The following is a 12,518-nucleotide window of genomic DNA, read 5'->3' as shown; positions in this document are numbered from 1 at the left end:
GCAGAAATCCTGCAAGTATTTTTTAAACATTTTTGTTCAACCGTTTTCTTTTTAAACAAATCGTACAAATCAACCACAGTTTGTTTAAAAATAAGGCTAAAGATTATCAAATTCTGTTGCGAACGCAGCAACATTATCCCAATTGGTATATTCAATTTCTGTATTTGGGTCTGTAGGACCATCCGTCATTTTCATAATGAACCGAATCATCACTCTATCAAACCATTTATAGCGGGGATAAAACAGTGCGCCAGCAAAAACTGACTTTACAGTTGGCTGCCATGGGCACTTTTCCAAGAACTTACGCGTGTAAGCATTCGTTTCAACTGTATTCTTGCCTTCTTTTCTTGCCGTAAGATTTACAGCGAAGAATCCCGTTTTCATAGAATTCAGTTGGTTTTGGTGTGTTGAAGCAAAACGGACTAGCTGTTTATTGAAATGACCATAACGAATAGAAGCCCCCACTAGCACCTTCTCATAAGCAGATAAATTGAAGCTTTTATCTGAGTTTAAATCTCGAATATCACACTCGCGTCCGGAACGGCGTAATTGGTCTGCCATTTTGAGTATGATCTTTTTTGTTTGTCCGTCAGTACTTGAGTGCAAAAGTAGGTAACTCATTTTTCTTCCTAATCGTTACTATCTATTATATTAGCCAGACTATTTTGTTACTCACGCCAAAAAGTGGGAGTCAATAACACTAATAAGGTAAATACTTCTAAACGACCAAATAACATTGTTACTACTAAGATCCATTTGCCCGCTGGGTTCATCGTCGTGAAATTATCAGCAACAGTTCCTAATCCTGGACCTAAGTTATTTAATGTCGTAGCAATTGCAGAGAACGCGGAAAACTCATCGACTCCCGTTGCAATTAATAACAGCAAGCTAACAACAAAAACTAAAGCATAAGCGGAAAAGAATCCCCAAACAGCTTCAATAATCCTTTCTGGTAGTGCTCTTTGCCCTAACTTAATGGTATAGACAGCGTTCGGATGTACTAATCGTTTTAATTCACGGGAACCTTGTAAGAATAGTAAAAGAATACGGATGACTTTTAAGCCCCCACCCGTTGATCCTGCACATCCCCCAACAAACGCGGCACATAATAGAAGCATGGGCAAAAATAGCGGCCACCCTGAAAAACTGTCTGTTGTAAACCCAGCAGTCGTCGCCATTGAGACAACTTGGAAAAAAGCTTGATCCAGCGTTTGCCCAAAGCCAGCATATACGGAGTGATACATCAGCACCGCGGTACAGATCACGACTAGAACAAACTGGAAACTGATGAACATTCTAAACTCAGGGTCACGCCAATAAATTCCAAGACTTCTTCCTGTAAGAACCGCAAAGTGCAGACCAAAGTTACAACCCGAGATAATAAGAAAGACGCCAATAATGGTATTAATGGCTGGACTATTAAAGTAGCCTATGCTGGCATCATGGGTAGAAAACCCACCGATCGCGATGGTTGAAAAACTGTGTGATATCGCATCGAACACATCCATGCCTGCGATCCATAGCGCAATTGCACACGCTATAGTCAGTAAAACATAAATAAGCCAAAGGGTTTTCGCCGTTTCCGCTATACGCGGACGCATTTTGTTATCTTTCAAAGGTCCCGGCATTTCAGCTCGATAAAGCTGCATTCCCCCAACACCTAACAGAGGCAAAATCGCCACAGCGAGTACGATGATCCCCATCCCACCAAGCCATTGAAGCATTTGTCGATAGAATAAAATTGCTTTTGGAAGCGAGTCTAATCCCGTCAGGGTTGTTGCACCTGTCGTAGTTAAGCCCGAAAATGACTCAAAAAATGCATCCGTAACAGATAAATTTGGTTTTTCCGAGAAGATAAATGGTAGCGCTCCGACGCTTCCCAACACCGTCCAGAATAGAACAACGATTAAAAAGCCTTCTTTCGCTTTTAATTCATGTCTGCTATTACGTGTTGGCAGCCATAAAAAAAGACCTATTAATAATGCAGTGACAAAGGTTTGACTGAATGCTCGTCCCGCACCATCGCGATATATTAGTGCGACAATACCAGGAATGACCATAGTAAAAGAGAAGATAATGACGAGTAACCCGACAATACGAGTTATTGCGCGAAAGTGCATTCGGCCGGTTCCTTGCTATACTGTTTGCTCTTGTGACGGTTCTGAGAGAGTTACCTCACCACGACTGATATCACGTAATTTATCATTGACCTCCTGCTCACAAGTAGCAGGAATAGAAATTTGCAAAGATACAGACTCATTATAATCACTGAGTAATATAGTACCATTTACCTGAGCTAATAATTGCTCAATACCATTGATAAGTGAGTAGTCACATACCACGTTGAAGACTTTTTGAGGCACTTTCGTTTGTGTCGGTAATAGTTTAAGTGCTTGTTGCACCCCACTCCCATACGCACGAACGAGCCCCCCAGTTCCGAGCTTTATCCCACCGAAATAACGCACAACAACGCAGGTGATTTCACCTAAATTGCTGCCGAGTAACTGTGCCATAATGGGTTTACCTGCCGTTCCCGTTGGTTCACCATCATCGGAAAAACCTAGCTGTTGGGAATCATCGGGACGACCCGCCACAAATGCCCAGCAATGGTGCCGAGCATCGGGGTATTGCGCTTTAATAGACTGAATATAGTCTTTTGCTGCTTCAATACCCTCTGTGTGAGCGATGTAGGTAATAAAACGGCTTTTTTTGATCTCTTCCGAAAAAGAGATCGTTTCTGCCGGAATTGAATACGCTTTCATTACGGTAAATGCAAATCTCGAGTCATATTTTCAATATGGTTATGATGAATGACGATATTGTCTTCAATACGAATTCCACCATAAGGCTTAAAGTGCTCGATTTTATCCCAATTAAAGTGCTGACTAAACTCACCAGTACGCCATGATGAGAGCAAGGATTCAATAAAGTAGAGACCTGGTTCAATCGTTAAAACCATTCGCGGTTCTAAAATACGAGTGCAGCGTAAGAATGGATACATTTTGGGTGCTGCTAAATGAGTCCCATCTTCATCTTGCATAAAACCAGCAACATCATGAACTTGCAGACCTAAAGGATGACCTAAACCATGTGGTAGAAATGGTGTTGTTAAGCCATTTTCAACCATAGCATCTTCACTGATGCCCTTCACAATACCATGTTTCGTCAGTAATTTAGCAATACGATGGTGCATGTCTACATGGTAATCAGTGTAGCGCACACCCGCTTTGATTGAACCAATCAGTGCAAGTTGCTCTGCATTTAAATCTGCCACTAACTCTGCAAACTCACTTTTGCTTTTTGCAGCATAAGTACGTGTAATATCAGCGGCATAACCGTTATATTCCGCACCAGCATCAATCAAGAAACTGCGTAATTCACTAGGGGCTGTTTGCTGTAGTTTAGTATAGTGGAGCACAGCAGCGTTTTCATTCAGCGCCACAATGTTTCCATAAGGTACATTTGTATCACGATGCCCAGTTGCTTCTAAGTAACTAATATTAATATCAAACTCACTCGCGCCTGCTTGGAAAGCTTCAAAAGCAGATAAATGTCCATTTACTGCCATTTTTTGCGCTTCACGCATACAGTACAACTCATAGTCTGTCTTATATGAGCGATGATAATGATAATAATCGAGTACCGGTTTTGGATTAATATTGTGAGTAGAAATACCTAGAGACTCTGCTTTAGTTGCAGAAGAGCCAATATATGCCAGATGGTCTTTTTGAATGCTAGCTAAAAAACCTTTGATTTCATCTGCATTTTTGAGATGAATGAGTTCAACTTCTTTTGTCCAAAAGCTGGTCGGTAAAGGTTCAACGCTATGCCAATAATCAACCGGAGAATAAAACCATAGTTTCGGTTTATTCACACCATCTACTAATAACCAAGAATGCGGAACATCCGTCACAGGAACCCAAGCTTTGAAGTGTGGATTGACCTTAAATGGGTAATCACTGTCATCAAGGAAAATGCGAATGGGTTCTCCTGAATGAATCAATATGGCATCTAATTTACTGCGTTGTAAAACTTGCTGAGTCGTTTTTTGTAACGTTTTAATATGTTCTGCGTAGAGTCCAGCCAGTTTTTCCATTTCGTTCAACCTTTCAGTATTAGTTAGAAAAATCAAGCTTATCACGTTCTGATAATAACGTGTATGCTCTCAATTACATGTCACAAATAATACTTTGATTATTAATAAAAATATCATTTTCACCCTGTCTTATTTACCTTAATTCCTGTGAGCCGCCTTCCAATTTTGTTATTAATCATTTGCATTTAATTAACATTATCGTCACACTAAATTTCATCTGGTCATACCAGATAAACCTGCCACGTAAAGGAGAACAGCATGCTTTATCAAAGTGAGACAATCTCTATTCAATGGTTGAAAAAAGGTATTGCAGAACTGGTGTTTAATTCATCAGGACCAATCAATAAATTGGATACTCATACCGTCGCTTCACTTGATGAAGCTGTTGCAATACTCGAACAACAAAGCGATTTACAAGGCGTTATTTTGCGCTCAGATAAACCTGCGTTTATTGTTGGCGCAGATATCAAAGAATTTTTATCCCTATTCGAGGCATCCAAAGAAACACTGAGTGACTGGCTTGGTTACGCAAATAGTATATTTAATCGCCTTGAAGATCTCCCTGTTCCAACTATTAGCGCAATTAATGGTTATGCCCTAGGCGGTGGATGTGAGTGTGTGCTCGCGACAGATTTTAGAATTGCCTCACCAGATGCCAGAATTGGTTTACCCGAAACAAAACTAGGAATTATGCCTGGCTTTGGTGGTTCCGTACGTTTACCTCGACTCATTGGTCTTGATAGTGCCCTTGAAATTATCACTGCGGGAAAAGATGTTAGCGGTCCACAAGCACTTAAGCTAGGACTCGTCGATGCGGTGGTTGAAACAGAAAAGCTTCCTCAAGCAGCTTTGCAAATTATAGAGCAAGCAATCTCTGGCGCATTAGACTGGCGTCAGGTGCGTCAACCTAAACTTGAACCACTAAAACTTAGCGCACTTGAGCAAGCAATGAGCTTTAATGTTGCCAAAGGGATGGTCTATCAAGTTGCCGGAAAACATTATCCTGCACCTATGAGTGCAGTTAATACGATAGAAAAAGCTGCTAATTGTACGCGTGAAGAGGCATTAAAACACGAAACAGCAGCTTTTGTGCCTCTTGCTCATAGTGATGTAGCTCGCGCATTAGTCAGTGTTTTCCTGAATGACCAAAGCGTTAAATCCACCAGTAAAAAAATTGCAGGTTCCGCTACGGCGCCTACACAAGCAGCCGTTCTAGGTGCGGGAATTATGGGCGGTGGCATTGCTTATCAGTCTGCAAGTAAAGGTGTCCCCGTCTTAATGAAAGATATCAGTGACAAGTCATTAGACTTAGGGGTCAATGAGGCGAAAAAACTTCTCAATGGTCAATTTGAAAGAGGAAAAATCACTGCAGATAAGATGGCAACTACGTTAGCCTCTATTCATCCTTCTTTATCTTATGCTGGTATTGAAAACGCTCAAGTCATCGTTGAGGCTGTTGTTGAAAATCCAAAAATTAAAGCTGCTGTATTATCTGAAGTTGAATCATTAATTACTTCAGAGACGATACTAGCTTCCAACACATCGACCATCCCCATCACAGAGTTGGCTAACTCATTAAAACGCCCAGAAAACTTCTGTGGTATGCATTTTTTCAACCCTGTACACCGCATGCCATTGGTAGAAATCATTCGAGGCAAAAAAACCAGTGATAGCACTATCGCAAAAGTAGTTTCTTATGCGAATAAAATGGGAAAAACCCCTATCGTTGTAAATGACTGCCCTGGCTTTTTCGTTAACCGAGTCCTATTTCCTTATTTTGCAGGGTTTAACTTATTGCTTCAGGATGGCGCAGATTTTCGAGAAATCGATAAAATCATGGAGAAAGAGTTTGGCTGGCCAATGGGGCCTGCTTATCTGCTTGATGTTGTCGGTATTGATACCGCATTTCATGCAGAACAAGTCATGGCTCAAGGTTTCCCACAGCGTATGCAAAAAGTTGGTAAGAACGCGATTGATATCATGTTTGAGCAACAACGTTTCGGTCAAAAAAATGGCAAAGGTTTTTACCAATATGAAAAAGATAAAAAAGGAAAACCAAAGAAAATTGATGACCCGCAAACCGATGAATTATTAAACGTTATTCGTCAGAGTAAACGTTCATTCACTAAAGAAGAAATTATTGCTCGAATGATGGCTCCAATGGTGAATGAAGTAGTTCGTTGTCTAGAAGAGGGAATTATTCAAAGCCCTTCTGATGCTGATATTGCCCTAGTTTATGGTCTTGGCTTTCCTCCATTCCGCGGCGGTGTGTTCTGCTACCTAGATACTCTTGGCAGCCAATCTTACGTTAAAACTGCCGAATCCTATTCTCATTTAAGCCCGCTTTATCAAGTTCCTGATGGATTGAAAGAAAAAGCGGTGACTAATGCTAGATACTATCCGAAGCCACCGGTTGTGGCTATCGATGTCAAAAAAGTTGCGAGAGGTTAATCCTATGGAAAATGTCTTCATTATTGATGGTATACGCACACCAATGGGCCGTTCCAAAGGCGGTGTATTTCGTCATGTAAGAGCAGAAGACCTCTCTGCACACTTGATGAATGCGATTTTCGAACGCAATCCAAATGCGAGAAAGAAAGAAATAGATGACATTATTTGGGGGTGCGTTCAGCAGACATTAGAACAAGGTTTTAATATCGCAAAAAATGCCGCTCTGTTGACTGACATTCCTCATACCGTTCCTGCTGTCACTGTCAACCGACTATGTGGGTCTTCAATGCAAGCCATCCACGATGCTAGCCGTTTTATTATGACTGGAGATGCCCATTCCGTTTTGATTGGGGGCGTTGAGCATATGGGTCATGTCCCAATGACTCACGGCATTGATTTCAATCCAAAATTAACATTGCGCGTAGCTAAAGCGTCAGGAGCGATGGGTTTAACCGCCGAAATGCTAGCAAAAATGTACAAAATTAGTCGTGAAGAGCAAGATGCATTTGCGCTTAGATCTCACCAACGTGCGGCATCTGCAACTAAGAATGGTAAATTTAGCCGTGAAATCGTTCCGATATCAGGTCACGATGCCGACGGTAACCTCATTTCAGTTAACTATGACGAAGTGATCCGATTTGATGCCAGTTTAGAAGGTCTCGCTTCTTTAAGACCAGCATTTGATCCTGTGAGCGGCACTGTGACCGCAGGCAATTCATCAGCACTGTCCGATGGCGCTTCAGCCATGCTACTTGCCAGTGAATCTTATGCCAAACAGCATGAATTAAAACCACGCGCAAAAATTCGAGCAATGGCAGTCGTCGGTTGCGATCCATCAATTATGGGTTTTGGACCTGTTCCCGCCACTGAAATGGCATTAAAACGCGCAGGACTTTCGCTAAATGATATTGATATCATTGAACTTAATGAAGCGTTTGCCGCGCAATCTATTGCCTGCTTGAAAGGATTACAAATCTCAGAAAGCCAAGTAGACCAGAGAGTAAACTTGAGTGGTGGCGCAATTGCCTTAGGGCACCCTCTCGGTTGCTCGGGCGCTAGGATCACAACTGCACTACTTAATCAGTTAGAACAACATGATAAGCAGTTTGGATTAGCCACAATGTGTATTGGATTTGGGCAAGGTATTGCCACAATTATTGAACGCGTTTAATTTATTTTGCCGTTACATTGTCGTATCTTGCAATGTTCCCGCCTAGTCAGGGGCGGGATTTTTTTATCTTCAAAACAGCAAAATCAGCTCAGTCAAAATCGAAAAATCAATCAATTCGAATTTTAAATACAACTCCATACATCCACTAAATAGTTCAAGTCACAGGTAGGCGGCAAGTGTAGGCGGCAAGTAAAGCTATCTCTTGAGCATACTGGAGTATGTGATAGGGTAGCTTTATGAAGCCCCCCTACAACTTGAAAGATGACGCGTTATAGAAAATCGAAGGCATCACCAAACAATTGAGTTGCCTTTGCATTCCGCTCACCACAAAACCTATCCCGTGCAATCTTCGCCATCTCAAAACGACCTGCAATATAGATATCATGACCTGACAAATCACCGAAATCTTCTAATACCGTGCTCAAGACAGTTCCCGTTCTTCCGCGCCAATTCTCATCAGGCTGTTCAACAACAGGGATCACTTTCAGATTTGGATATCGTTCACTAATAGCTTGAAGCTCTCCCAAATCATACAGATGTTCTAACTGACGCCCACCCCAATAAAAAGTAATGTCACGTTGAGGATTTTCAGCAAGGGCTGCCAGCAAAATAGAATGGGTATAGGAGAAGCCAGTACCACCCGCAATCAAGATCATTGGATTTGAGCTATTTTCACGAAACCATGCTTTTCCGTGAGGGATATCAATATCAATACGTTGCTGTTCTAAAATACGATCCATTACAGCCATTGCGTATAAATTGAATTCCGATGCACCGATATGTAGCTCAATAGATTGATTATTTTCAGGCGTAGAGGCCATGGAGAATGGTCGCTTGTCTCTTTCATCCATAACGACCATTAAATACTGACCAGCTTTAAAGTGAAAAGGACCATCTGGCAACAAAATAACCCGATAAACTGTATCCGTGATTGATTCAACAGATGTGACTTTACAGCTCAAAGTTGCCATGGTTTTCCTCTTACTTTTCAATAATATTTAACTGTTCCCAGATGTCATCCACACGGGACTTAACACTCTGAGTCATGACAATAGGGCGTCCCCATTCTCGATTGGTTTCTCCCGGCCATTTATTGGTCGCATCCATGCCCATTTTGGAACCTAATCCGGAAATTGGTGATGCAAAATCAAGATAATCAATCGGTGTATTTTCCATCATCACGGTGTCACGAGCGGGATCCATGCGCGTTGTAATCGCCCAAATAACATCCTTCCAATCACGAGCGTTGATGTCATCATCACAGACAATGACAAACTTAGTGTACATAAACTGACGCAGGTAAGACCAGACTCCCATCATTACTCTTTTTGCGTGTCCTGCATACTGTTTTTTCATGGTAACGACAGCCAGACGATACGAGCAACCCTCTGGTGGTAAATAGAAATCGACTATCTCAGGGAACTGTTTCTGTAAAATAGGAACTAGAACTTCGTTCAGGGCTTCCCCTAATACCGCAGGCTCATCCGGCGGGCGCCCTGTATAAGTCGAGTGATATATTGCATCACGGCGCTGAGTGACGTGGGTAACAGTAAACACTGGGAAATCATCAATTTCATTATAATAACCAGTGTGGTCACCATAAGGACCTTCCGGTGCCATCTCTCCCGGTTCAATATACCCTTCAAGAATGATTTCAGCCCCTGCTGGTACTTCTAAATCATTAGAAATACATTTCACTACTTCCGTTTTATTGCCACGGAGCAATCCTGCAAATGCATATTCAGATAAGGTATCTGGAACAGGCGTCACCGCACCTAAAATTGTTGCAGGATCAGCCCCCAATGCGACAGCGACAGGGAATCTCTCACCGGGGTGAGCTTGGCACCATTCTTGGAAATCTAATGCGCCACCACGATGAGACAACCAGCGCATAATCACTTTGTTCTTACCCAGCACTTGCTGGCGATAGATGCCTAAATTTTGGCGTTCTTTATGAGGACCTTTGGTCACAGTCAACCCCCAAGTAATCAAGGGTGCTGCATCTTCAGGCCAACAATGCATAACGGGGATTTTTGTTAAATCAACATCATCTCCAGCCCAAATCTCTTCCTGACAAGGAGCAGAGCTTAAGCGTTTAGCTGGCATATTCAGCACTTGCTTGAATTTCGGTAACTTATCCATTAAGTCACGGAACCCCTTCGGAGGATCTGGCTCTTTCAAGAAAGCGAGTAACTTGCCCACATCATGCAATGCTTTAATGTCTTCTTGCCCCATTCCCATGGCAACGCGTTTAGTTGTACCAAACAAGTTACATAAGACAGGCATGTTATAGCCTTTAGGGTTTTCGAATAATAAGGCTGGTCCCCCTGCTCTTAGTGTACGATCTGCGATTTCAGTCATCTCCAAGTAAGGATCGACTTCCATCGTAATGCGTTTTAATTCGCCTTGCTTTTCAAGCTGCGCGATGAAATCTCTAAGGTCACGGTATTTCATTATCTTCTTTTACTATTACAGGGGGAACCTCATTATAAGGTTCCCAGCCAAGGTTACAAGTTACTGTTAAACATACTTAATAATCAAGATGTTCAGTTCAAGTATATCACTTTACTTGCAATCAAACGGAACATGTTCCTTTAATGATACGGTATCAAATTGCTCAGGGAATGTTTTGTTGTGCTGAAACAGTTTAAAGCCTTCATTTTTGCCACTGAAGTAACTCAGCTCATTTCCTTTAATCTGCAATCCGCTCCCTTCACGTAATGCAACAACAACCTCATGAGGGTTGATAACACAGAACTCTTGTAAACGCTCATCACGGGTTTCGCCCATGTGCCCAGAAATATGAGCATCGATATAATGAGGGTTTATTTGCATTGGGAATAGCCCCAGAGACGGCATAATTACGGCGTTGCTTACTGGCATATCATTTGTTGTTCTGATACTTGGGGTCGCTACATTACAACCTGCGCTCCAACCAATATAAGGTACACCACGTTCACGTACAGCACGTTGAATTGCGACTATTAGCCCATTCTCATGTAAGCATTTATTTAACCACCATGTATTACCACCACTCACCAGAATACATTCGGCTTGTTCAATCGCTTCTACAGGGCTTTCGAAATGCTCAATCGAAGTCACTTTAATACCTAAAGCATCGCTCAATTGCTCCGCTCGCTCATCATGAGAACCACGTAAAACAGCATACGGTACCAATACTGCTGACTTAATGTTTTTACGTTCAATCATTTCATTGATTCTTGGCAATGCATAACTTAGCCATACAGGGTTCCCGGAAAGTTTGCCGTTACTCAGTAAAAAGATATCCATGGTGTCTCCTACAAAAAGTATTAACTGCTGTGTTTATCGTATAGCTAATTTTGTAACTACTGAATTAATCTATACTTGTGTGCATGAATAATATTGTGCCATTCATCATTAGTCACATTCTTATGCCTTAATTTGTTATCATGAGCATAAATTTGTTGGATGGGATCAAAAAATGGAAAAATGGTATTTGCTGTATTGCAAACGAGGACAATTGGAAAGGGCTGTTGAACATTTAACTCGCCAAAATGTGGCATGTATGACCCCCATGACCGAAATGGAGAAAGTCGTTCGTGGAAAGCGTACGGTTGTCACTGAAGCGCTGTTTCCTAATTACCTGTTTGTTAAGTTCGATCATGAGCAAATTCATACAACAACGATCCAATCTACCCGAGGGGTCAGCCATTTTATTCGCTTCGGTGCATTACCCGCTGAAGTTCCCGAAGAGATTATTGAGCTGATACAGCAAACACCTATCAGCCATACCCAATCACCGGACCTCCCTTCCCATGGAGATAATGTTGTGATTACTGAAGGTATTTTTGCAGGTGTTAACGCTATTTTTAATGAACCTAATGGCGAATCTCGTTCAATCCTCTTGCTCAATATATTAAATACCACGGTTGAAAAAGTCATTGATAATACTCAATTTAAAAAAGCTATTGAGTAGACTTTGGCATCATATTTAAATATTGAACACATAAAAAAAGCCCATTGCTTAAATGGGCTTTTTTTCACAAGAGTCGCCTACTATGGCTATTCTTCTGGCTCCTCATCTTCATCTCTACGTCGACCTTTGCCTACATAGAAATTAGATAGTAAGACCCCAAGCTCAAATAGCAAGTACATTGGTACCGCAAGTAAAGTTTGTGATAGTACATCTGGAGGAGTCAGGAACATCCCGACAATAAATGCACCCACTAAGATATATGGACGCTTACGTCTGAGAGATTCAGGTGTCGTTACGCCAGTCCAGCATAATAAAATTATCGCTATTGGCACTTCAAATGCAGCCCCAAATGCCAGAAATAATGTCATGACAAAACTGAGGTACTTACTGATATCAGGTATAAAGTTAACGCTATCTGGTGTTGTTTTTACAAAGAAACCAAAAGCTAACGGGAATACCACAAAATAAGCAAATGCCATTCCTAAATAGAATAGGAAGCTACTTGAAACCAGCAGTGGCAGCATTAACCGACGCTCATGCTTATATAACGCAGGCGCGATGAAAGCCCAAATCTGGTACAAAATGACAGGTATCGAAATAAACACAGATACCATCATGGTCAGTTTAATTGGGGTAAAAAACGTCGATGCTACATCTGTCGCACTCATTTGAGAGCCAACAGGTAGCTTATCAATCAAAGGCGCAGCAACAAGGCGATAAATATCATTTGAAAAATAAGCCAGCGCCGCAAAGACGATTAATACCGTAATCAAACAGTTTAGTAGCCGCTTTCTAAGTTCAATCAGGTGGCTAATAAGTGGTTGAGCATCATTGACAGCCAT

Annotated in this window: 11 protein-coding genes; 3 read left to right on the top strand and 8 right to left on the bottom strand. The window is 41.7% G+C overall.

Translation table 11 applies throughout. The annotated features are described in order from the left end of the window. Positions 1-96: 96 nt before the first annotated feature. The 4 genes from hemG to pepQ are packed head-to-tail and all read right to left on the bottom strand — an operon-like array spanning position 97 to position 4,096. On the bottom strand, positions 97-621 hold the full coding sequence (gene hemG / locus PR766_RS14510) for a menaquinone-dependent protoporphyrinogen IX dehydrogenase (protein ID WP_036959764.1): 525 nt from the start codon (positions 619-621) through the stop codon (positions 97-99). Positions 622-668: 47 nt separating this feature from the next. Beyond that, complete coding sequence (trkH, locus tag PR766_RS14505) at positions 669-2,120, bottom strand: Trk system potassium transporter TrkH (RefSeq protein WP_006663278.1); 1,452 nt, start codon at positions 2,118-2,120, stop codon at positions 669-671. A 15-nt stretch (positions 2,121-2,135) separates the two neighbouring features. Continuing rightward, positions 2,136-2,762 (bottom strand): IMPACT family protein, encoded by a 627-nt coding sequence (locus PR766_RS14500; RefSeq protein ID WP_006658351.1) that lies wholly within the window; start codon positions 2,760-2,762, stop codon positions 2,136-2,138. Further along, on the bottom strand, positions 2,762-4,096 hold the full coding sequence (gene pepQ / locus PR766_RS14495; RefSeq protein ID WP_006658350.1) for a Xaa-Pro dipeptidase: 1,335 nt from the start codon (positions 4,094-4,096) through the stop codon (positions 2,762-2,764). Before pepQ ends, PR766_RS14500 begins: the two co-directional genes overlap by 1 nt. Before the next feature lie 258 nt (positions 4,097-4,354). On the opposite strand from pepQ, the gene fadB reads away from it, so the two are divergent. Together fadB and fadA are read left to right on the top strand one after the other, a co-directional pair. Beyond that, positions 4,355-6,547, top strand: a complete 2,193-nt coding sequence (fadB, locus tag PR766_RS14490; protein ID WP_006663279.1) for a fatty acid oxidation complex subunit alpha FadB — start codon at positions 4,355-4,357, stop codon at positions 6,545-6,547. 4 nt (positions 6,548-6,551) lie between these two features. After that, a complete protein-coding gene (gene fadA / locus PR766_RS14485; RefSeq protein ID WP_006663280.1) occupies positions 6,552-7,718 on the top strand; it encodes an acetyl-CoA C-acyltransferase FadA in 1,167 nt (388 codons plus the stop codon). A gap of 269 nt (positions 7,719-7,987) precedes the next feature. Here fadA and fre read toward each other — a convergent pair whose 3' ends face one another. From fre to pepE, 3 genes are all read right to left on the bottom strand, one after another. Then, positions 7,988-8,689, bottom strand: coding sequence for an NAD(P)H-flavin reductase (gene fre, locus PR766_RS14480; RefSeq protein WP_006663281.1), 702 nt, complete (start codon positions 8,687-8,689; stop codon positions 7,988-7,990). A 10-nt stretch (positions 8,690-8,699) separates the two neighbouring features. Next, the gene (ubiD, locus tag PR766_RS14475) at positions 8,700-10,172 is read right to left on the bottom strand and encodes a 4-hydroxy-3-polyprenylbenzoate decarboxylase (protein ID WP_006658346.1); all 1,473 of its coding nucleotides are present in this window, start codon (positions 10,170-10,172) and stop codon (positions 8,700-8,702) included. A 111-nt stretch (positions 10,173-10,283) separates the two neighbouring features. Continuing rightward, entirely contained in the window at positions 10,284-11,009 is a 726-nt protein-coding gene (pepE, locus tag PR766_RS14470) for a dipeptidase PepE (RefSeq protein WP_006658345.1), read from the bottom strand. Between the two features lie 172 nt (positions 11,010-11,181). On the opposite strand from pepE, the gene rfaH reads away from it, so the two are divergent. Further along, positions 11,182-11,676, top strand: a complete 495-nt coding sequence (gene rfaH / locus PR766_RS14465) for a transcription/translation regulatory transformer protein RfaH (RefSeq protein ID WP_006663282.1) — start codon at positions 11,182-11,184, stop codon at positions 11,674-11,676. Between the two features lie 86 nt (positions 11,677-11,762). Here rfaH and tatC read toward each other — a convergent pair whose 3' ends face one another. Beyond that, entirely contained in the window at positions 11,763-12,518 is a 756-nt protein-coding gene (gene tatC, locus PR766_RS14460; RefSeq protein WP_006658343.1) for a Sec-independent protein translocase subunit TatC, read from the bottom strand.

The sequence above is a fragment of the Providencia sp. PROV208 genome (assembly GCF_028479465.1).
Lineage (GTDB): Bacteria > Pseudomonadota > Gammaproteobacteria > Enterobacterales > Enterobacteriaceae > Providencia > Providencia alcalifaciens.
The sequence above is the reverse complement of the archived record's forward strand: the minus strand, read 5'-3'. Positions and strand labels throughout refer to the sequence as shown.